We start from the raw sequence: 20,798 nt of genomic DNA, 5'->3' as shown, positions 1-20,798 counted from the left end.
AGTGATCGGACGCCGTGGATGCTTTCAGAAGGCGGTGCGCCGGGTGGGGGGTTCGCGGGTGGTCTTGACCGGATCGTGACGGGGACGCGTGGGTTCCGGTCGGTGTGACCGTTCTCTCACCCCGCGGTGTTGACCATGGAGGCGGCCGCGTACGTGAGGTAGTCCCACAACTGCGTGCGGTGTTCCTCGGTGAGTTCGAGGGAGTCCACCGCGTCCCGCATGTGCCGCAGCCAGGCGTCGTGCGCGGCCCGGTCGACGGTGAACGGGGCGTGCCGCATCCGTAGCCGGGGGTGGCCGCGGTTGTCGCTGTAGGTGCGGGGGCCGCCCCAGTACTGCATGAGGAAGAGGGTGAGGCGCTCCTCGGCCGGCCCCAGGTCCTCTTCCGGGTACATCGGCCGCAGCAGCGGGTCCTCGGCGACCCCCTCGTAGAAGCGGCGCACCAGGCGGCGGAAGGTGTCCTCGCCACCGACCTGCTCGTAGAAGGTCTGCTCCTGAAGCGCGCCGTGCGGAATGTTGTTCACCGGTCCATGGTGGCAGACGCCCCGGCCGAGGACTCGGGACTTAGGACGACCGGCGGCGGGTGCGACTCCGGGGCGCGATCGGTCGATCACGCCCCGGAGTTGGGGTGGTGCGGTGGTGCGCGCGGTCAGCCGCGGCGGACGGTCAGCGACGTCCAGGCGCCGACGTGCACCCGGTCGCCCTCGTGCAGCGGCACCGGGACGTACGGCTGGATCGGCTCCTCGGCGAGGTTGACCGTGGTGCCGTTGGTGGAGTTCTGGTCCACCACCGCCCAGCTGCCGTCCTGCTGCTGGACGAGCAGTGCGTGCTGGTGCGAGACGCCCGGGTCCTCCGGGGTGCGGCCCAGGTCGACGTCCGGGGACTCGCCGGTGCTGTTGCGGCGTCGGCCGACGGAGATCTGGCCGTTGGCGAGCGGCAGCACCTGCTCGGGCGAGTAGGAGGGCAGGTTGAGGCCGGCCGCCTCCGGGCCGCTGCGGCCCATCATCGCCATGAAGTACTCGCGGTCCGGCGCGATGGCCACCACCCAGCCGTCGCCGACCACCGGCGGCGGACCCTGCGGCGGGGCCGCCGGAGCCTGGCCGGGGCCGCCGGGCCACTGCCCGTCGGGTCCCTGCTGCGGCTGCTCGAAGCCCTGCGGCTCGAAGCCCTGCGGCTGCTGCTGTTGCGGGAACGGGGGCGGCGGCTGCTGCTCGAACGGGGCCTGCGGGCCGGGCCCGGGCTGCGGCGGCGCCATGGGCGCGGCGGCCTGCTGGTTCGGCGGGGTCAGCGTCCAGTCGTCACCGCCCTGTTGCGGCGGGGGGCCGGGCTGGCCCGCCGGGCCGGGGCCGGGCATTCCGGGCGGCGGACCGGGTTGTTGCTGCTCGAAGGGTGCCGGGGGCGGGAAGCCGTAGCCGCCTTGCGGCGGTTGGCCGCCGGGGCCGGGCATGCCGGGCGGCGGGCCCGGCTGCTGCTGCTCGAAGGGTGCGGGCGGCGGGAAGCCGTAGCCGCCCTGACCGCTCTGCGTGCCGGGGCCGGGTGCGGGGGCGCCGGGGCCGGGCATGCCGGGGCCGGGCGCCGGCGGGGGGAACCCGTAGCCGCCCTGCGGCTGGCCGCCGGGCATCGGGGCGCCGGGCGGCGGGGCGAACGACGCCGGCGAGTTGGTGAGGAAGTTGTACTGGCACTCGGAGCAGAACGGCGTCATGCCCTCCCGCGGGGTGCGGCACTGCGGGCAGAACTCGGTGGACTGCTCGGGGCCGGGCGCGGGGGCCGGTGCGCCGTGCGGCGGGGGGCCGGGCTGGCCCGCCGGGCCGGGGCCGGGCATGCCGGGGCCGGGTGCCGGGGGCGGGAAGCCGTAGCCGCCCTGCGGCGGTTGGCCGCCGGGGCCGGGCATTCCGGGCGGCGGACCGGGTTGTTGCTGCTCGAAGGGTGCCGGGGGCGGGAAGCCGTAGCCGCCCTGCGGCGGTTGGCCGCCGGGGCCGGGCATTCCGGGCGGCGGGCCCGGCTGCTGCTGCTCGAAGGGTGCCGGCGGCGGGGCGGGCTGGCCGACCGGGCCGGGGCCGGGCATTCCCGGCGGAGGGCCAGGCTGACCCGCCGGCGGGGGACCGGGCATTCCGGGTGGCGGCGGTGCGGGCTGGCCGGGCGGCGGGCCCGCGGGGCCGGTCGGGTCGGCGGGCGGTGGCGAGTTCAGGAATCCTGCGGGCAGGGAGGGTGGCGGGGGAACTGCGCCCGCCATGCGCTGGCCGCACACCTCGCACCAGTCTTCGGCCACCGACTGGTGGCCGCTCGGGCAGGTCGGCATGTCGGTTCTTCCCCCTCCGTACCGTTTCTTCCGGGTGGTACCGATCAGAGCTGATCGTGCTCGTTCATTGCTGTTTCTCCGGGCGGTGCAGGGGAGTCGGGGGTCGCTCGGGAGTCCTCCCGTTCGGCCTCGGCCACCTGCGCCGCCTGTCGCACAGTACCGGTCGCGGGATCGACGTCGCCCACCACCTTCGCAAGGAGTTTCGCAGTGTCACCGTTCCCCGGGCCGCCGGCGAGCGACGCCGCGCGGCGCAGCTCCGCCACGGCGCGGCCGGCATCTCCCCACTTGGCCGCATCCAGTCCCCGCTGGATGACTTGCGCCAGTTCGGACCGTTCCGTGTGGTGCGCGACGTGTGGGTCGATGCGTACCGCGGCGACCGGATCGTCCGTCCACGCGGCCCGGACCAGGCCCTGCGCCACGACGCGGGGGGCGGTGCCGCCCGGTGCCGGCAGCAGCACCGAGATCCGGGCGGCGAGCATCTCCCGGCCGAGCCCGGGATCGGGGACCCGCAGCACGAGGTGGTAGTCGCGGGACTCGTCGCCCCAGGGGCCGGTGGGGTAGTCGCCCGAACGCGGCCCCGACGCGCCCCGCCGGGCGGTCAGGTCCTCGGCGGTGGGCGCCACTTGCCGCAGCGACGTGACCTCGGCGCCCAGCGGCGTCCGCACCCGCAGCACGACCCCCGCGTCCCGACCGAGGGCCGGGCCGGTCCCGGGCTCGGTACCGGCCGCCGCCACCGGGGCGTGCGACCGCGGCCCGGGCACCGGCCGGCCGCCGGTCGAACCGCCCCCGGTCGAGGTGACGGTGACCACCGCGTGCAGCGTCCGCCCGCCCTCGGGCAGATGCGGGTTGTGGTGCACCTCGACGGTGAACCGCGGCACCCGCGACTTGGCGAAGTTGGCCATGGATGACGTCCGCTCCTTGCGGCCGCCGCCGACCGGCCGGTCCACCGGCGGGCGGCCGGCCCGTTGGGTGGTGGCCGGGTCCGGCGCGTGCGGTTGCGAGGTGCTCAGGCCGATCCTGCCCCTGGCGAAGGCGCCGGGAACGGCACCACCGCGACCGTTACGTTGTCGTGCCCGCCACCGTCCAGGGCGTGTTCGACCAGCACCCGCGCGGCCTGCAACGGCCGGGCCGGCGCGTCCAGGGGCAGCACCGCGGCCAGCGCCCCGGCCTCCTCGGCGTAGTTCCACAGCCCGTCCGTGCACACCACCACCGTCCCCGGCCCGTCCGGCCGGAACGCCGCGACGTGCGGTTCGACCTCGTACGCGTCGGCGCCCAGCCAGCCGGTGATGGCGTGCGCCCGCTCGTCGGCGTTGGCCTCGGCCACCGTCATCAGGTTGTTGGCGACCATCTGGGCGGCCCAGGAGTCGTCCTCGGTCAGCCGGACCGGCGGTGCGGTGCGGTCGTCGGGGATCCAGTACGCCCGACTGTCGCCGACCCAGCCGATGGTCAGCAGGTCGGCGCCGACCACGGCGCCGACGAAGGTGCAGGCCGGGGCGTTCTGCTGGCGGTACTCGTCGTGCGCTATCGACGGGTCGGAGGCCAGCGCGTCGACCGCCGCCGAGGCCGCCAGCACCGCGTCGCGCATGGCCTGCTGCGGGTGCTCACCGCGCGGCAGGGACATCCGCAGCGCGCCGGCGGCCCGCTCGGCGGCGACCTCGGACGCCTCGTCCGGGCGGGTCGCCGAGGACACCCCGTCGCAGACCACCGCGATCACCGCGGGCGAGCCGTCCGGCAGCGCGGTGTCGGCGAGCGCGAAGAAGTCCTCGTTGCGGTGGTGCCGGTGGCCGCGGTCGCTGACCGCCGCGCCGCCGGCCGCCTCGCGCTCCAGATGGTCGCGGGGCGGGGGCCCCGCCGGAGCCTTCGGTGCGGTTCCGCTTCCCGCCGTCGCGGGATCGGGGCCGGCCCCCGCAACCGGTCCGGTGGCGGCTCCGCTTGATGCCCCGCCGGCCACTTCCGGCGCCGGCGCACCGGCCGTGCCGAGGTCCGTCGTGCGCTCCGCTTCCGCTTCGGTACTGGACGTGTCCGGGCCCTCCGCCCCAGCGTCCGCTTCGGCTCGGGCCCCGGTGCCGGCGGCCGCGTCGGCGACCGCTTCGTAGCCGACCACCCGGGGGTCGGCCGGACGGTCGCCGGCTGCGGTCTGCGCCGCCACCGGATCGCCGTACTCCGCGTGCGGGAGGCGGGTCGTGGGGTCCGGCGGCGGCGGTCCCACCCGCATCACCGCCCCCGCCGGGTACGCCGCCGGCGGTGTCCCGTATCCCGCGGGCACTCCGTACCCGCCCGACGCCAGGGGATCGGCTCCGCACCGCCCGCAGTAGTTGTCCCCCGCGTCGAGCGGCTCGCCGCAGCTCCGGCACCGGGACGGCCCAGTCACACCCATGTCACACCCATGTCCTGGGGCGGAAGCGGTTGGCCCGCTCCACCAGCTCGATCCTTTCCTCGCCACGCTGCGCGAGGCGCGCCAGCAGGCGGTACGAACGCTCCAGCCCGAACCGCAGCCCGCGTTCGTCCAACGGGCTGCCGAGCAGCGCCGGCCGCTGGTGCGCGGTCGGCGGCCCGGCAGCGCCGCCCGACCCCCCGTCACCGGGGGTGCCGGCCGGTGGCCCGTCGCCGTGGCCTCCGGAGAGTACCCAGTCCAGGGCACTGCCCAGTACTTCGGTGGCGAGGAGTGCCCGCCGCCGGTCGTCCAGTCCGAAGTCGGCGAGCGCCTGCACCTGTTGGGCGGCGGCCGTCAGGTCCGCCAGCAGCGGTTCCCGGGGCGAGCGCTGCCGCAGCCGGGCCCGGACCGCGGCGATCCGGGCCGCCGTGTAGTGGATGGACGCCTCCGGCACGGACTCCAGGGCCGCCACCGCACCCGTCCGGTCACCGGCCGCCAGCCGCACCCGGGCCAGCCCGAACGCGGCACTCACGTACCCGCGGTCGGTCGCCCACACGAGGCGGTAGTACTCCGCGGCGTTGTCCAACTGCCCCAGCAGTTCGGCACTGATGCCCAGGGCCAGCTTCGGCGCCGGTTCACCCGGAAAGGCGTCGTAGACCGCGTCGAAGGCGAGCGCCGCGCCCTCACGGTCGCCGGTGGCCAGCGCCACCAGCCCGCGGTGCCACACCGTCCGCCAGTCCCCGGCCCCGTCCGGCGGCCCACCGGCGTCCCACCGCTGCCCGGCGTCCGGCGCGTCCGGCCGCGGGTCCGCCGCGCCCCGCCCCAGCTCCAGTTGGGCGCGCAGGGCCCGCAGCCGGACCTCCGGGGAGTCGGCCGGCGCCGCCCGCAGTGCGGCCAGCAGCTCCGCCGGGGTCGCGGCGTGCAGGGAGGCCAGGAACCCGGCCTGGGGGTCGTCCGGATCGACCCGCGGCACCGGCAGCGCCAGCGCCGCCCCCGCCGCGTCGAGGGGGCGCGGCTGCGGCCCGCCGGCCGGCCGCACCGGATCCGCCCCGGCCGGCCGCCGCCCGCGTCCCCGGCCGGTCCGGCGGCCGCCCAGCAGCGAGGCGTCCCCGGCCGGCGGCGGCATCGGCTCGGTGCCCACCACCCGCAGCTCGGGCCCGAACAGCGTCGACGGTGCCGGCCGCGGCTCGCCCGTCCGCAGCGCCACCACCTCCCGCAGCACGCCCGTCAACTGCTCGGCCATCTCCTCTGCGGACCCGAACCGCCGCCCCGGATCCGGGTCGGTGGCCCGCACCAGCAGCCGGTAGAACGACTCGTAGGAGCGGAACACCTCGATGTGGTCCGGGTCCGGCAGCGAGTCCGCGAAGACGTTGGTGTACCCCTGGAAGTCGAAGGTGAGGACGGCGAGGGTGCGCGCGACGGTGTACAGGTCGGAGGCGACCGACGGCCCCACCTCGCCGACCTCCGGCGCCTGGTAGCCGATCGTCCCGAACAGCGGGCTCTCGTGGTCGTCCGCCCGCCGCACCGCACCCAGGTCGATCAGCTTCAGCCGGTCATGCTGCTGGATGGCGTTGTCGACCTTGAAGTCGCAGTACAGCAACTGCCGGCTGTGCAGGTGGCCGAGCGCCTCCAGCGCCTCGATGCCGTACGCGCACGCCTGCTCCACCGGCATCGGATCGCGCCGCCCGTGGGCGGCGCGCCGCTCGTTGGCGAGGTCCTTCAACGACGTGCCGCCGACGTACTCCATGACGATGTAGCCGTCCCGGCTGCCCGTCGAACGGTCCAGGTGCTCCACGAAGTTGTAGATCCGCACGATGTTGGGGTGCTCGATCGCCGCCAGGTACCGCCGCTCGGACACCGCCGCCGCCAGCGCCTCCTCGTCACCGGTGTCCAGCAGCCCCTTGAGCACCACCCACCGGTCGTCGACCGCCCGGTCCCGCGCAAGGTAGATCCAGCCCAGCCCGCCGTGCGCCAGGCACCCCGCGACCTCGTACTGGTCGTGCACCAGCTGCCCGGCCCGCAACTTCGGCACGAAGCTGTACGGATGGCCGCACCGGGTGCAGAAGCCCTCCGCCGTGCCCGGACGCCCGTCCCGGCCCCGGCCCACCGGCGCCCCGCACTCCCCGCGGCTGCAGAACCGCTTCCGTTCCGGCACCTCCGGGTCGGTCAGCACCGCCGCCAGCGGATCGCGCCGCGGCACCTGCGGCACCGACACCAGCCCGGCCCCCAACCGGCCGCGCGACGCCCCGGAACCGCCCCCCGAACCCGAGCCCGGCCGGCCGCTGCCGGAACCGTGCACCACCGGCGACGTCCGCCCGCCCGACCCGCTGCCGGCCCCCGACGCCCGCCCTGACGCCCGCCCCGGCGTGTGCGCCCCGTCCGGCCGGCGCCCCCGACCGCCCTCGGACGGCGCCGGCCCGGCGACCGTCGCGCCCCCGAGGTCCATCCGCTGCGTCAGCACCGTCGCGGTCGCCGACAGCAGCCCCTCGGGGGACACCACCGGCGCCAGCCCGCACACCTCGCAGTACAGTTCCCCGCCGCCGACGTCCTCGTAGTGCCCCGCGCACTCCCGGCGCTGGCACCGCCCCCCGTCCCGTTCCGTCACGGCTCCCCCCTGCCGTCGCCGGCCTGCGGAACCATCGCCTCCGCCGCCGCCTCCTGATAACGCCACACCGCCTGCTCCGCCACCCGCAGATCGCACGGCGCACTCCACAACATCCGGCGCGCCAGGTCGTACCGCTCCACCAGCAACGGATCCGCCGCCACACCATGCCGCACCACCCGCGCCCGATACGCGTCGAGCCGGCCCCGCAACTCGGCCCGCACCGCCAACGGCGCCGTCACCGCCGTCAACGACGCCCGAGCACACTGGAGTTCCTCCTCGGCCCGCTCCTCCAAACTGTCCAACAGCGGCGACAACCGATGCCACTGCGACCGGCGCCGGTACTCCGCGGCCGCCGTCAACTGCTCGTGCAGCACCGTCGACGGACCGCTCACCGCCGGCACCTCCGACGCGGCGATCTTCGCCAGCACCTCACCGCGCGCCTGCCGCGCCTCGGTCAACGTCCGGTCCGCCCGCGACAGCACGTCACGCAGCAGCATCAACCGCCGCTCCGCGTCCTGCCGCACGTCCAGCACCGCCGCCACCTCACGCCGGATGTCCTCCAACGCCCGCGCCGCCCGGTCGTACCGCACGGTGTCCGGCCGACCACCGCCCGGCGCCGCACTCCCCGCCCCCGACGACACCCAGAACGCCAACGGATCCGCGATCACCTGGGACCGCAACCGCGCCAGCTCCTCCGTGATCCGCTCCAGGTCGTCGCCCGCCGGATGCTCCCCGGGCCGCACCCCCACCGAATGCGCCAACGACCGCGTCCGCCGCAACTCCTCGGCCAACAGGTCTATCCGCGCCGGCAACGCCGACCACACCGCGTCCGCCGCCACGATGACGTCCAACGACCGCGCGTACAACCCGGTCAACCGGTCCACCAGCTCCGCCAACCCGATCCGCGCCCCGGCCCCGCCGGCACCGTCCCCCACCGCGACCGGCGCCGCACCGCGACCCAGCACCTCCGACAGCTCCGCCAGATCCGCCGCGGACGGCCAACGCCGCCGCGCCCGCACCTCCCGGGCGGCCGACAACACCTCCGTGTACGCGTCGAACAGCGACCACAGCACCGCCAGGGACCGCTCCGTCTGCGCCCACCGCTCCTTGGTGACACCCGACAGGTCGGCGCCCTCCAGGAGCCGACGGCCGGCGTGGTCCTGCAACGCCGAAAGCGAGGTCTCGATCGCCTCGTACTCGGCGCCGAGCCGCGCCAGCGCACGGTCCGCCTCCTCCCGGTCCAGCACCGGGGCGTCGGGCCGCCCCGCCGAACCGGGGAAGGGTCCAGGGACCCCCATCGATCACCTCTCCAATACGCGTACCGTGCACGGCGGTTGGTGCGCCGGGCTCGCTCGCCGGCCCTTCGCTCCCCTTTCCCCCGCTCCAGTCCCTCCATAGTGACCCCATCGGACGCTCCGTGGGGCCCCCGACCACGGCCGGGTCACGCTCAGTCGCCGTACTCCGGCGCCGGCGGCCCCGATATGCCCGGCAGATCGGCCTGAAGCCACTTGCGGTACGCCCGCATCCACGAACTGTCGTCGCCCCCGCTGCGGTAGTCGTCCAGGACCTTGTTGACCCGCCGCACCAGATCCGGATCGTCCTTGTTCATCGCCACGCCGTACGACTCGTCCGTGAACGGCTTGCCCTTCAGCTCCACCGTCGGGTCCTGCGCCGCCTGCGCAGCAGCCAACGCACTGTCGGTGACCACCGCGTCCGCCTCGCCCAACTGCAACCGCACCAGGCAGTCCAACTGGTTCGGCGCCGTCAGCACCCGCGCACCGTGCGGGTGCTGACGCAACTCCGCCTCCCCCGTCGAACCGTCCGCCGTGCACACCCGCTGACCCCGCAGCGAATCGTCGAACGCCGTGATCGACGACGCCTTCGGCGCCAGCACCTGCTGCCCCGCCTGGAAGTACGCCGTCGAGAACGCCACCTGCTCCTTGCGCGCACAATTGATCGTCATCGTCCGCACCACCAGGTCCACCGTGCGCTGCCGCACCGCGGGGATCCGCTGGTTGGTCGGCACCGCCTGGAACACCACCTTGGCGTCCGGCCCGAGGATGTCCTTGGCGATCGCCCGCGCCAGATCGATGTCGAACCCCTCCAACTGGTTCGTGTCCCGGTCCCGATACCCCCACCGGTAGGTGTTCTGGTCCACCCCGACGACCAACTGCCCCTTCTTCTTGATCCGTTCCACCGCCGGCCCGTCGGCCGGCGACGGACGCAGGCTCTGCGTCGCCGTCCCCGGCGTGCACCGCGCCCCCGCCGGAGTCGCGGTCGCCGTCCCCGGCCCGTACGCCCGGTGCTCCGCCACCGGCCCGGACCCCTCCGACCGCCCCGCCCCGCGCCCCAGCGCCGGCACCAACACCGTCGCGGTCGCCGCCATCACGGCCATCCCCGCCGCGACCGGACCCAACACGGCCCGCAGGTCCCGCAGCCCCCGCCCGCGCGTCTGACGCATCCCGGGCCCCCTCACCGGTACTCCGACAACCGGCGCCCGACGCCCCACACCGCGGCCGTCGCCGCCAGCACCGCCAGCACCGCGCCACCCACCGCCAGCAACCGGAACGCCGCCCGCCCGCCGTCCGCCGTCGCGCGGAACCGCGCCTGCTCGTGCACCAACGCCCGCCCGAGCCCGGTGTCCACCCGGTCGAACGACGCCCCCGTCGAACCGCTGCCCCCGATGACCTGAGCCAACGCCCGGTCATAGGCGCCCCGGTCGTCCGCCGCCCGCGCCGCCGCGTGCCGCGTGCGCCACTGCCCGGCCGCCGCCACCGCGTCGAGCACCGGCCGCCGCCCCGCCTCGTCGTCCACCAGAGCCAGCGCCTTCCCCAACTCACCGGCGGCGGCCACCGGCCCCGGACCGTCCGGTCCCGCCAGATGCCCCATCTTCGACTGGAAGTCGACCTCGTAGAAGTCCTTCTGATCGGCCGTGAGCACCGCACCGCGCGCCACCAGCGTCAGGTTCTCGTCCGCCCGCGCCCGCAGCGCGTCGATCCGCGCGGTGTTCAGCGCCTGCAACGACCGGGTCCCGTGCTCGTACGCGTCGACCAGCCCGGCCCGCGCCACCGCGTGCCCCACCGCCAACCACAGCAGCACCGCGACCGACGCCACCGTCGCCACCAGCAGACCGCGGTTGAACACCCGGTTGGTGCGCCGGTAGTGCCGGCGCTGCGCCCAGCCCAGCGCCCCCAGGGCGACCACGCCCGCCACCAGCGCGAACCCCGGCCACGCCGTGGCCCGCGCCTGGTCGACGGCCAGCCGCTCCGTCTCCGCCTCGTACAACGCCTGCGCCGCCGGCAGGAGTTCCGTCCGCATCAGCCCGTTCGCGTACCGCAGGTAGGCACCGCCCAGCGGCAACCCCTGCCGGTTGTTGGTCCGGGCCGTCTCGATCAACCCCGTGTACCGCGGCAGCAACGCGTTCAGCCGGGCGACCTGCTCCCCGGTCCGATCCACCGCGCCGTCCTCCGCACCCGGCACCCGCGCGTTCGCCGCCGCCCTGACCAGCAGCTGCGACGCCGTCGCGACGTCCGCCTCGTACCGCTGCCGGGTCACCGCGGACTCCGTGCCGCCCGCCAGGAACCCACCGGCGGCCGTGGTGTCGGCGTCCGCCAACGACCGGAAGATGCTCGCCGCGTCCACGGTCAGCGGCTGACTGCGCAGCACGACGTCGTCGGCGGCCGCGGACCGGTCCGTCACCTGCCAGGCGGTCGCCGCACCGAACACCACGACCAGCAGCGCCAGCACCGCACCGAGCGCACGCAACCGCCCCGGCTCGGTCGTGGCGGCGCCCCGCAGGTGGTCGAGCCCCTCGGCCCACGCGGTACGCCGGCGCGCCGGCACCGCGGACGACACCGCGGGACCCGCAGCCGCGTACGACGCGGGCGCCCCCGAGGACCCCGGGGGGCCCGACGCCTGCGAAGGCACCGACGCCTCCGTCGACACCGAAGGAACCGGAGACACCGACGCACCACCCCCTGCTCGCTCACTGCGGGCCGGCCCCGCGCAAGGCGCCCACGGGCACGGGCGCACGGCCGTCAGTATGTCCGGGCCGCCCCACCAGCACACCGGACTTGACCCGATCTTGTTCGGAACGCCAAACACCCCGGCACCCCCACGGCGCCCGCACCGCACTGCACTGCACCGCCCCGCACCGCCCCGCCCCGCTCCGCCCCGCTCCTCTCTGTTCCCCTCACGCAGACCCGCACCACCGCGGTTCCCCACCGGACCGGGGCGGACCGCCGCCGCCCCGCATTACCCTTACGAGGAGTCGCCGGACATCAGGCGACCGGGAACGGACGCTCCGCCGCCGGCCACCACCCCGGATGACGCGCGTCCGGAGTCCCGCACCACGGGACCCGCGCCGCCCGCCCGCACCGGACCCGTCCGCCTCCTGCGCCGCCCGGAGCCGTCCGTCCCGCCCGACGAACGTCCGACCCGCCGAGAAAAGGGGAGTGATCGAGTGCAGACCGTCCGCAAGGGTCGGGTGTCGCTCGTGGAGTCCGCGACCGACGAGATCCGCGGCCAGATCGTCAACGGCACCTGGCCCGTGGGCAGCCGCATCCCGCCCGAGAGCGCCCTCTCCGAAGCCCTCGGCGTCAGCCGCGCCTCGGTCCGCGAGGCCGTCCGCTCCCTCGTCCACTCCGGCCTGCTCGCACCCCGGCAGGGCGACGGCACCTTCGTGATCTCCGACGACGACAGCGCGGTCGCCCTCCGCCGCCGCCTGGAGCGCGCCGAACTCAGCCACGTCACCCAGGTCCGCCAGGGACTCGACGTGGTCGCCGCACGGCAGGCCGCCAAGCACCGCACCGACGAACAGCTCACCGGCATCGAGGCCGCCCTGGACCGCCGCAAGGCCGCCCTCGCGCAGCACGACAGCGAGGCGTTCACCGCCGCCGACGCCGAGTTCCACGTCCTGGTCGCCGAGGCCAGCGCCAATCCCGTCCTCGCCGACATCTACCGCTCCCTCAGCGCCGCCCTGCGCGAGGAACTCCGCCGCGCCGCCTGCCTGGACACCGCCGACGCCGACCCCACCGACCCGCACTCCCGCCTCACCGACGCCATCCGCGCCCAGGACCCCCAGGCCGCCGTCGACGCCGCCGTCCTCCTCCTCGCCGGCCACGTGCGCGACCTGGCACTGCCGCTCGACGACTGACCGCCGGGCCGACGACCGCCCGAGCGAGCGACCGGCCGCGGGCGGCGTGCCCCGGCCTCCCGTCGCCCTGGGGCCGGCCGTGACGGCGCGGGCCTTCGGGCGGCTTGGGCTTCGTACGGGTCGGGCTTCGTACGGGCCGGACGCCGCGAGGAACGGCGCGCATCGCGCCCCGCACGCCCCCGCCTTCACCCCCGCGCGCCGCTGACGAACCCATCCCCTCCGGCTACGCTGAGTGACGAAGGGTCGGCGAGCCCGCCGACCCCACCACCCCGCGCAGCACCGGAGGGACGCCATGCGCCGTATCAACCAGCTCCTGACGCCGCTGACCAAGGCCGCCGCCCGGACCGCCACCCGGACCTCACCCATCCCCGAACTCCCGGCCCCGGCCAGCGGTTTCCTGACCATCGGCAGCACGACCTACATCAACCCGGCCGGCACCTACCCCCTCTTCCACGCCGCCGACGGCACCCCCACCCGCGTCATCAACGACACCGACCACCCCCTCACCATCCTCACGGAGGGTGAGAGATCCCCGTCCGTGGCCGACCTGATCCTCGCCCCGGGCGAACGCACCGAGACCCGCAGGGGCGACTGCGTCCAGGTCGGCTGAGGGCGGGCGGCGCGCAGGGGTGGGCACGGCGCAGCCGCGGCCCTACGCCCACTCCGACCGCAGGCGCGCATAAGCCGTCGGGGGCGGTGCCGGGGTCGTCCGGTCCAAGGCGTCCAGGGCGGCGCCGAGGACCGGGGGCGCGGTGATGACGTGCGGCACCGCCTTCGGGGCCCGTTCGGCCAACAGGTGGATGAGGCGGTCGTGGAGCAGCGGGTGCCGGGCGGCGAGGACACCACCGCCGAGGACGACCGGGGTCGGTTCGGCGAGCAGATCCAGGCGTTGGAGGGCGACGGTGGCCAGCACGGCGATCTCCTCCGCCTGGCGGTCCACGACGGCGCGGGCGACGGGGTCGCCGTCCGCGGCGACGGCGAAGAGCAGGGGGGTGAGTTCGTGCCGGCGGGTTTCGGGGATGCGGTGCAGGTGCAGTGCTTCGATCAGCTCCAGCATGGTGGCCAGCCCGAAGTGGGCCGGTAGGGCGCGGGCGAGCGCGCTGGGGGCGCCGCGGCCGTCCTCGGCCCGGGCCGCGCGCCACAGGGCTTCGTCGGCGAGGAAGGAACCGCCGCCCCAGTCGCCGGAGAGGCGGCCGATCGACGGGAAGCGGGCGGTGGCGCCGCCGTGGCCGAGGCCGACGCAGTTGATGCCGGCGCCGCAGACCACGGCGACGCCCAACGGTTCGCCGCCGTCGGGCAGTCCGGCGCGGAGCAGGGCGAAGGTGTCGTTGCGGACGGTGACGGTGTCCGCCCAGCCCCGGGCGGCGATCTCGGCGGTCAGTCGGGTCACTTCGACCGGCAGGTCGGCATTGGCGAGGAAGGCGGACAGGTGGTCGACCGGGCCGTGGTCGGCCAGGCCGGCCTGGGCGCGGGCCGCGGCGATCAGCGGGGCCAGCGTGTCCACGGCCCGGGCGGTGCCCACCACGGACGGTTGGAAGCCTCCGCCGCGGGACCGGCCGAGGATCCTGCCGTCCGTGGCCAGCAGGGCCACGTCGGTCTTGCTGTTGCCCGCGTCGATGGCGAGTGCGGTGCCGGTCAGGCCCACGTGAGGTGCTCCCGGTTGTGTGCGATCAGCTGGTCGGTGAGCCGGTTCGCATAGTCGATCTGGCCGATGAGGGGATGTGCGAGGAGCGCGGAGAACACCCGGTCGCGGCCGCCCTTGAGGGCCGCGTCCAGGGCCAGGTGCTCGTAGGCCGTGACGTTGGCGACCAGTCCGGCGAAGAGGGGGGCGAGGGGGCGGAGGGGGAGGGGGGAGGCCCCCCGGGCCGACACCGCCGCCGGTACCTCGATCACCGCGTCGTCCGGCAGGAACGGCAACGTCCCGTTGTTGAGGGTGTTGACGATCTGTACGTCCCCGGCCACCTGGGCCGACTGCCCGCCCCCGGCCGCCCGGACCGGCAGTTCCTCGCCGCGCGGATCCTCGCCGCCCGAACGCCCCGGCTGGCTGACGCTGTTGGGCCCGTCCGTCGCGTCCCCCCGGCCGGTGGTGACCCTGGCGCCCGCGGTCGTGCCGTTCCGGTTCCCGCCGCCCAGCAGTGAGGAGGTCAGGGCCACCGCGGCCTCGGAGTAGAAGGCGCCGCCGCGCCGGCCGAGGAGTTCGGGCTTCTCGTCGAGCGTGGGGTCGGCGTACAGGTCCAGCAGCTGCCGTTCGATGGCGGCGACCTCGGCGGCGCGGGACGGCTTGGTGCGCAGTTCCTCGACCACCGCGTCGTGTTGGTAGAAGTAGCGAAGGTAGTACGAGGGGACGACGCCCAGCTGGTCCAGGAGCGGGCGGGGCATGCGGATGTCCGCGGCGACCGCGTCGCCGTGCGCGGCGAGGAGCTGGGGCAGGACGTCCGTCCCGTCGACCCGGACGGCCCGTTCCCAGGTGAGGTGGTTGAGGCCGACGTGCTCCAACTCGACGCGTTCCGGAGCCACCCCGAGCAGTGTGGCGAACTTCCGTTGGAAGCCGATGGCCACGTTGCACAGGCCGACGGCCTTGTGGCCGTGGCTGAGCAGGGCCCGGGTGACGATGCCCACCGGATTGGTGAAGTCCACGATCCAGGCGTCCGGGCAGCGGCGGCGGACCCGTTCGGCGATGTCCAGGACGACCGGGACGGTGCGCAGTGCCTTGGCGAGACCGCCGGCGCCAGTGGTCTCCTGCCCGACGCAGCCGCACTCCAGCGGCCAGGTCTCGTCCTGGTTGCGGGCGGCCTGGCCGCCGACCCGCAGTTGGAGGAGGACGGCGTCGGCGCCGTCGAGGCCGGCGTCGAGGTCGTCGGTCCAGGTGATCCGGCCCTGGTGGTCCTGCCGGGCGAAGATCCGCCGGGCCAGCGCGCCGATCAGCTCCAGCCGGTCGGCCGCCGGGTCGATCAGGACGAGTTCGGTGACCGGCAGGACGTCGCGCAACCGCGCGAAACCGTCGATGAGTTCGGGGGTGTAGGTCGAGCCGCCGCCGACCACTGCCAGCTTCATATCCGTTTCAGCCCTTCACTCCGGTGAGTGTGACGCCTTCGACGAAGGCTTTCTGTGCGAAGAAGAAAACGACGATGACGGGGGCCATGACCAGCACCGTTGCGGCCATGGTGAGGTTCCAGTTGACGTTGTGCGCGGTCTTGAAGGACTCCAGGCCGTAGGACAGGGTCCAGGCGGCCGGGTTCTGCGCGGTGTAGATCTGCGGGCCGAAGTAGTCGTTCCAGCAGTAGAAGAACTGGAACAGCGCGATGGCGGCGATGCCCGGGCGGGCCATCGGGACGATGATCCGCAGCAGGGTGCTGAGTTCACCGCAGCCGTCGACCTTCGCGGACTCCACGTACTCCTGGGGGATCGTCAGCAGGAACTGGCGCAGCAGGAAGATCGAGTAGGCGTCGCCGAACGCCATCGGGACGACCAGCGGCCAGATCGACCCGGTCAGGTGGAGTTGCTGGGCCCACACCAGGTACATCGGGATGACCACGACCTGGGGCGGCAGCATCATCGTGGAGATGACGAGGACCATCGCGGTGCGGCGGCCGCGGAAGCGGAAGCGGGCCAGCGCGTAGGCGACGGGGATCGCCGAGCAGACCGTGAAGAGGGTGCCCAGGCCCGCGTAGAGCAGCGAGTTCTTCCACCAGTCGAGGAAGCCGGGGGTGGTGAAGACCGCGGCGTAGTTGGACCAGTGCCACTGGTGCGGCCACAGTTCGCCGCTCATCGCCTGGTCGTCGCTCATGACGGAGGTCAGGAAGACGAAGACGAACGGCAGCAGGAAGAACAGGGCGGCGGCGACGGCGACCGCGTGTACGGCGATCCAGTGCAGCAGCCGTGTGCGGCGGGCCCGGGCGGCCGGGGTGCCGGTGGTGCCGGGCGTGCGGGCCCGGGCGGGACGGCGGGTGAGCGTCGTGGTGGTCACGTCGGATCAGTCCTCGGTCGTGGCGGTTCAGTCGTCCGCCGGGAGCAGGCCGGCGCGCTTGCGCATCAGCAGGGTGGTCACGGCCATCGCGATGACGAACAGCACCAGGGACAGGGCGCAGGCCGCCCCGGTGTTGAAGTTCTGGAAGCCCAGCGAGTAGACGAGCTGCGGCACGGTCAGGGTGGAGTGGTCCGGGTAGCCGGGTTGGATGACGCTGCCGGGGCCGATGGAGACGCCGGAGGCGAGTTTCCCGGCGACCAGTGCCTGGGTGTAGTACTGCATGGTCTGCACGACGCCGGTGACCACCGCGAACAGCACGATCGGGGTGATCGCCGGCCAGGTCACGTAGCGGAACTTCGACCAGGCGCCGGCGCCGTCCAGTTCGGCGGCCTCGTACTGCTCCTTGGGGACGTCCAGCAGCGCCGCCATGAAGATCACCATCAGGTCGCCGATGCCCCACAGGGACAGCAGGACCAGGGAGGGCTTGGCCCAGGTCGGGTCGTTGAACCACTCCGGGGCGGGGATGCCGAGCGTGCCCAGGATCTCGTTGACCGGGCCGGTCGAGGGGTTGAGCAGGAAGACGAACGCGACGGTGGCGGCGACCGGCGGGGCCAGGTACGGCAGGTAGAAGGCGGTGCGGAAGAACCCGGCACCCGATTTGACCTTGGTGATGAGCAGGCCGATGCCCAGGCCGAAGACCACCCGGAGCGCCACCATCACCACGACCAGCCAGAGCGTGTTCCACAACGCGGGCCCGAACAGCGGCATTTGGGTCAGCACGTAGGTCCAGTTGCGCAGGCCCACGAAGGTGGGTTGCTCGATCTGGTTGTAGTGCATGAACGAGAAGTAGCCGGTGGCGATCAGCGGGTAGCCGAAGAAGACCGAGAAGCCGACGAGCCAGGGGGAGAGGAACCCCAGGATGCGGAGGCGTTCGCGGAGCTGTTTGCGGCGGAGTTCCGGGGCGGGGGAGGCGGTGGCTGCCATGCGGGGCTCTCCGTCAGTTCTCGGACTGGAGGTTGTCGGCGTCGATCCGCGCGTCGAGTCCGCGCAGTCCCGCGTCGAGGTCGGGGACCTTTCCGGCTTCCGCCGCGTAGGAGAAGTCCTGGAGGGAGGTCACGTACATGTCGCCGTTGTTGGAGGGCGGCAGGGCGGTGCTGCGGGGGTCGGTGGCGATGCGCAGGAAGGTGCGGAAGTCCGGGTCGGCGTCGAGGCGGGGTGAGGCGAGCGCGGCCTTCGTGGACGGGATGTTGTGGATGGCGTTGGCGAAGGCGACGACCTGGTCGGTGTCGACGGTCAGGAACCTCACCAGTTCCCAGGCGGCGTTCTGGTGCCGGCTGCTGTGCGCGATGCCCGCGATGGTCCCGGTGAGGTAGCCCCGGCCGTAGGCGTCGGCCTGGTCGTCGGGCACCGGCATCGGCGCGACGCCCCACCGGAACGGCGCCTTCGCCTCCTTGAGCATCAGGCCGCGCCATTCGCCGTCCATGTGCATGGCCACCTTCTGCCGCAGGAAGGCGTTCTGCGAGGACATCTCGTCGCCGAAGGTGGTGCGGAACCTCTCCGTCGCGCGGTATCCGCCCTGGGCGTCGATGAGGCCGCGCTGGGTGGTGAGGAAGTCGCGGGTCGCGGGGTCCTCGGCGAGCCGCGCCTTGCCGTTGCGGTCGAAGTACCGGGGTCCCCACTGGGCGAAGAGCCGGTCCGGGCTGTTCTGGTAGAGCCGGAAGTTCGGCATGAATCCGAGGCGGTGGTAGCCGCCGTCCTGGGTGCGCCGGGTCAGTTTCACGGCGTCCCGCTTCAGTTCCGACATGGTGCGCGGCGGCCGGGTGATGCCGGCCTCCTCGAACGCGTCCTTGTTGTAGTACAGCCCGTAGGCGTCGGCGAGCAGGGGCAGTGCGCACTGCCGGCCGCGGTACTGGGTGTAGTCGAGCAGGGTCTTCGGGAAGACCTTCGTCTTGTCCACGCCGGTCTTCTTCAGGAAGGGGTCGAGGTCCGCCCACATCCCGGACGAGCAGTACTGCCCGACGTTGTTGGTGGTGAACGACGACACCACGTCGGGGGCGTCGCTGCCGCCGGCGCGCAGTGCCTGGTTCATGGTGTCGTCGGAGACGTTGCCGACGGCCTTCACCGTGATGTTGGGGTGCAGCTTCTGGAAGCGCGCGATGCTGTCGTCGATCGCCTTGACCTCGCTGGCGTCGGACCAGCCGTGCCAGAACGTGAGGGTGACCGGCCGGGTGGGGTCGTCGCGGTCGCTGCCGACGCTGGGGTTGGCGCAGCCCGCGGCGAGCAGTCCGGCGGTGGCCAGGGCGACGGTCAGGCCGGTGCGTGCCCGGATCCGTGGGCGGCGGCGTGGGCCGAGGCGTGGACGCGTGCGGACACCCGGGCGCGAGAGCGGCATGCGGACTTCCTTACGTCAGGGGTTCCTTGGGGGCCTGGCGGGGCTCCTCGGCCGGCGCGGCGAGGGGGTCACGCGGTGTCGAAGACGGCGTTGCGCGCCTCGGCGAGCGCCGTGCGCAAGGCGCCGGTGAGGATGGGGTTCCCGGCGATGTCGCTGATCCGGATCTCGGGGCGGGGCAGCGCGAGCCCGGTGAACTCGTCCTCGACCAGGGCCCGCAGGGCCTCCCCGCCGGCCTGCGGCACCTCGCCGGAGAGCACCACCAGGCTGGGGTCGACGACGGCGACCACGGCGGCGAGGCCGGTCGCGAGCCGGCGGGCCACTTCGGCCCGGACGTCGTCGCGGGCCAGGGCCTCGGCGACGGTGCGGACTTCCGGGGCGCCGTACTCGTGGGCGAGGGCGAGGACGCTCGGGGTGCCGACCAGGCGCTGGAACCCGCCGCCGGCGTCCGGCCGGGCGGCGCTGCGGTCGCCGTCCCGGGCGAGCGGTGCGCCGGGCAGCGGCATGTAGCCGATCTCGCCGGCGCCGCCGGTGGCCCCGCGCAGCAGCCGTCCGTCCAGCACGATCGCGGCGCCCACGCCCTCGTCGACCCAGACCAGGACGAAGTCGTCGAAGTCCTGTGCGGCGCCGTCGTGTTGTTCGGCGACGGCGGCGAGGTTCACGTCGTTCTCGATGACCAGTGGGATGCCGAGGACCTCGGCCAGTTCCTCCCGCAGTGCCCGCGACTGCCAGCCGGGCAGATGGGGCGCATACCGCAGCAGGCCGGTCTGCGGGTCGAGCGCGCCGGGGGTGCCGATCACCGCGCGGTGCAGTTGTCCGCGCTCCACGCCGGCCGCGGCCAGTGCGCCGTCCACGGCCCGCGCGACGAGGCGGGCGGTCAGGTCGGGGGCGTCGTCGGGGACCGTCGTGGTGTCGACGCGCTGCTCGCCGAGGACGTGTCCGGTGATGTCGGCGACGGCGGCGGTGATGCCGAGTTGGTCCACGGCCAGCGCGGCGACGTGGGCGGCGGCCGGATCGACCTCGTAGAGCTGGGCGCTGGGGCCGGGCCGGCCGGTGACGTTGCCGGTGGTGCGGACCAGTCCCGCCGCGGCCAGCCGCGCCAGGAGTTGGGAGGCGGTCGGCTTCGACAGGCCGGTCAGTTCGCCGATCTGGGTGCGGGTCAGGGGGCCTTGGGAGACCAGCAGGTCCAGTGCGGCCCGGTCGTTCATCGCCCGGAGCACCCTCGGCGTGCCCGGCGTTCCCTGTCCTGCTGTGGCCATGACTGTTGCCCACCCCGTGTTCCGTGCGGAAGCTGACCGGAAGGTGTCTGTTAGGAAACCTTCCAATTACTGGGAAGGAAGGTAGGCCGCCCGTCAGGTGCGCGTCAATGGTCTGGACGGGGTTCGGTGCCGTACGGGGCCGGACGCGGTGCGCACGGCAAGCACGGCAAGCACGGGAAGAGGGGCGCCCGGCGATCGGCCGGTGCGCCCCTCGGTGTTCCCCCGCGTCCCCCGTGTTCCCCGTGTTCCCCGCGTTCCCCGTGTCCCCCGTCGTTCTCGTGGTGCCCGTGTCCCCGCTCGTCAGGGGGGTGGTGGGGCCCCGGGTCGGCTCAGCCCTCCTGCCAGCCGACGCTGCCGACGCCGGTGCCGCCGTCGCAGGTGGCCTCGGAGTGGTCGCGGGCACCCGGGTTGAGGGTCCGCCAGGGGCCGGTCTGGTCGGGCCACCAGCCGCAGACCACGGTCACCCGGAAGGCGATGGTGCGGTTGGTGTTGTTGGTGCAGTCCGCGGTGCCGCGGCGGCCGTCGCTGTTGGTGGTGCAGGTGAGGTCGTTCTTGATCTGCGGCCGGGCCGCGGCGGAGGCGGGGGCGGCGGCGGTCAGGGCCGCCGCGCTGCCGAGCATCAGGACCGAAGCGACGGCCCCCGTGGCCACGCGATTGCGGATCTTCATGGTGAAGTCTCCTTCTCCGTCGTTGTGTCGTTGGTGCCGACATCCCGGATACGAAGCGGGGCCGCGGTACGTATGACAGAGGGGC

Annotated in this window: 17 protein-coding genes; 2 read left to right on the top strand and 15 right to left on the bottom strand. The window is 74.3% G+C overall.

Annotation, left to right across the window (positions count from 1 at the left end; translation table 11 throughout):
• Window positions 1-116: 116 nt before the first annotated feature.
• From ACLJT4_RS26755 to ACLJT4_RS26720, 8 genes are all read right to left on the bottom strand, one after another.
• Window positions 117-521 (bottom strand): globin, encoded by a 405-nt coding sequence (locus ACLJT4_RS26755; RefSeq protein ID WP_411125897.1) that lies wholly within the window; start codon window positions 519-521, stop codon window positions 117-119.
• A 125-nt stretch (window positions 522-646) separates the two neighbouring features.
• On the bottom strand, window positions 647-2,062 hold the full coding sequence (locus tag ACLJT4_RS26750; protein WP_411125895.1) for an FHA domain-containing protein: 1,416 nt from the start codon (window positions 2,060-2,062) through the stop codon (window positions 647-649).
• A 278-nt stretch (window positions 2,063-2,340) separates the two neighbouring features.
• Window positions 2,341-3,198: a hypothetical protein gene (locus tag ACLJT4_RS26745; RefSeq protein WP_411125893.1), complete on the bottom strand. Its 858-nt coding sequence runs from the start codon at window positions 3,196-3,198 to the stop codon at window positions 2,341-2,343.
• A gap of 104 nt (window positions 3,199-3,302) precedes the next feature.
• Window positions 3,303-4,673, bottom strand: a complete 1,371-nt coding sequence (locus ACLJT4_RS26740; RefSeq protein WP_411125891.1) for a protein phosphatase 2C domain-containing protein — start codon at window positions 4,671-4,673, stop codon at window positions 3,303-3,305.
• Between the two features lies 1 nt (window position 4,674).
• Window positions 4,675-7,275: a tetratricopeptide repeat protein gene (locus tag ACLJT4_RS26735; protein WP_411125889.1), complete on the bottom strand. Its 2,601-nt coding sequence runs from the start codon at window positions 7,273-7,275 to the stop codon at window positions 4,675-4,677.
• The gene (locus tag ACLJT4_RS26730) at window positions 7,272-8,573 is read right to left on the bottom strand and encodes a hypothetical protein (protein WP_411125888.1); all 1,302 of its coding nucleotides are present in this window, start codon (window positions 8,571-8,573) and stop codon (window positions 7,272-7,274) included. The genes ACLJT4_RS26735 and ACLJT4_RS26730 overlap by 4 nt, the downstream gene beginning before the upstream one ends.
• Before the next feature lie 149 nt (window positions 8,574-8,722).
• Window positions 8,723-9,736, bottom strand: a complete 1,014-nt coding sequence (locus tag ACLJT4_RS26725; RefSeq protein WP_411125887.1) for a glutamate ABC transporter substrate-binding protein — start codon at window positions 9,734-9,736, stop codon at window positions 8,723-8,725.
• Window positions 9,737-9,747: 11 nt separating this feature from the next.
• Window positions 9,748-11,130, bottom strand: a complete 1,383-nt coding sequence (locus ACLJT4_RS26720) for a hypothetical protein (RefSeq protein WP_411125886.1) — start codon at window positions 11,128-11,130, stop codon at window positions 9,748-9,750.
• A 607-nt stretch (window positions 11,131-11,737) separates the two neighbouring features.
• On the opposite strand from ACLJT4_RS26720, the gene ACLJT4_RS26715 reads away from it, so the two are divergent.
• The gene (locus ACLJT4_RS26715) at window positions 11,738-12,430 is read left to right on the top strand and encodes a FadR/GntR family transcriptional regulator (protein ID WP_411125884.1); all 693 of its coding nucleotides are present in this window, start codon (window positions 11,738-11,740) and stop codon (window positions 12,428-12,430) included.
• Between the two features lie 292 nt (window positions 12,431-12,722).
• Window positions 12,723-13,040 carry a hypothetical protein gene (locus ACLJT4_RS26710; RefSeq protein ID WP_411125882.1) on the top strand — a complete coding sequence of 106 codons (318 nt, stop codon included), beginning with the start codon at window positions 12,723-12,725 and terminating at the stop codon, window positions 13,038-13,040.
• A gap of 42 nt (window positions 13,041-13,082) precedes the next feature.
• On the opposite strand, the gene ACLJT4_RS26705 is transcribed toward ACLJT4_RS26710, so the two are convergent.
• The 7 genes from ACLJT4_RS26705 to ACLJT4_RS26675 all read right to left on the bottom strand — a co-directional run bounded on the left by ACLJT4_RS26705 (window position 13,083) and on the right by ACLJT4_RS26675 (window position 20,713).
• Complete coding sequence (locus tag ACLJT4_RS26705; RefSeq protein ID WP_411125880.1) at window positions 13,083-14,075, bottom strand: N-acetylglucosamine kinase; 993 nt, start codon at window positions 14,073-14,075, stop codon at window positions 13,083-13,085.
• Window positions 14,066-15,484, bottom strand: coding sequence for a 6-phospho-beta-glucosidase (locus ACLJT4_RS26700; RefSeq protein ID WP_411125878.1), 1,419 nt, complete (start codon window positions 15,482-15,484; stop codon window positions 14,066-14,068). The genes ACLJT4_RS26705 and ACLJT4_RS26700 overlap by 10 nt, the downstream gene beginning before the upstream one ends.
• Before the next feature lie 7 nt (window positions 15,485-15,491).
• Entirely contained in the window at window positions 15,492-16,397 is a 906-nt protein-coding gene (locus ACLJT4_RS26695) for a carbohydrate ABC transporter permease (protein ID WP_411125876.1), read from the bottom strand.
• Window positions 16,398-16,424: 27 nt separating this feature from the next.
• Window positions 16,425-17,381, bottom strand: coding sequence for a carbohydrate ABC transporter permease (locus tag ACLJT4_RS26690; RefSeq protein ID WP_411125874.1), 957 nt, complete (start codon window positions 17,379-17,381; stop codon window positions 16,425-16,427).
• Between the two features lie 13 nt (window positions 17,382-17,394).
• Window positions 17,395-18,789, bottom strand: a complete 1,395-nt coding sequence (locus ACLJT4_RS26685) for an ABC transporter substrate-binding protein (protein WP_411125872.1) — start codon at window positions 18,787-18,789, stop codon at window positions 17,395-17,397.
• 68 nt (window positions 18,790-18,857) lie between these two features.
• Complete coding sequence (locus tag ACLJT4_RS26680) at window positions 18,858-20,045, bottom strand: ROK family protein (protein ID WP_411125870.1); 1,188 nt, start codon at window positions 20,043-20,045, stop codon at window positions 18,858-18,860.
• A gap of 329 nt (window positions 20,046-20,374) precedes the next feature.
• Window positions 20,375-20,713, bottom strand: coding sequence for a hypothetical protein (locus ACLJT4_RS26675; protein ID WP_016575975.1), 339 nt, complete (start codon window positions 20,711-20,713; stop codon window positions 20,375-20,377).
• Window positions 20,714-20,798 lie beyond the last annotated feature (85 nt).

Origin of the sequence: Streptomyces sp. x-19, from assembly GCF_046549115.1 — a bacterium.
In the GTDB taxonomy this organism is placed as follows: domain Bacteria; phylum Actinomycetota; class Actinomycetes; order Streptomycetales; family Streptomycetaceae; genus Streptomyces; species Streptomyces albulus_C.
The sequence above is the reverse complement of the archived record's forward strand: the minus strand, read 5'-3'. Positions and strand labels throughout refer to the sequence as shown.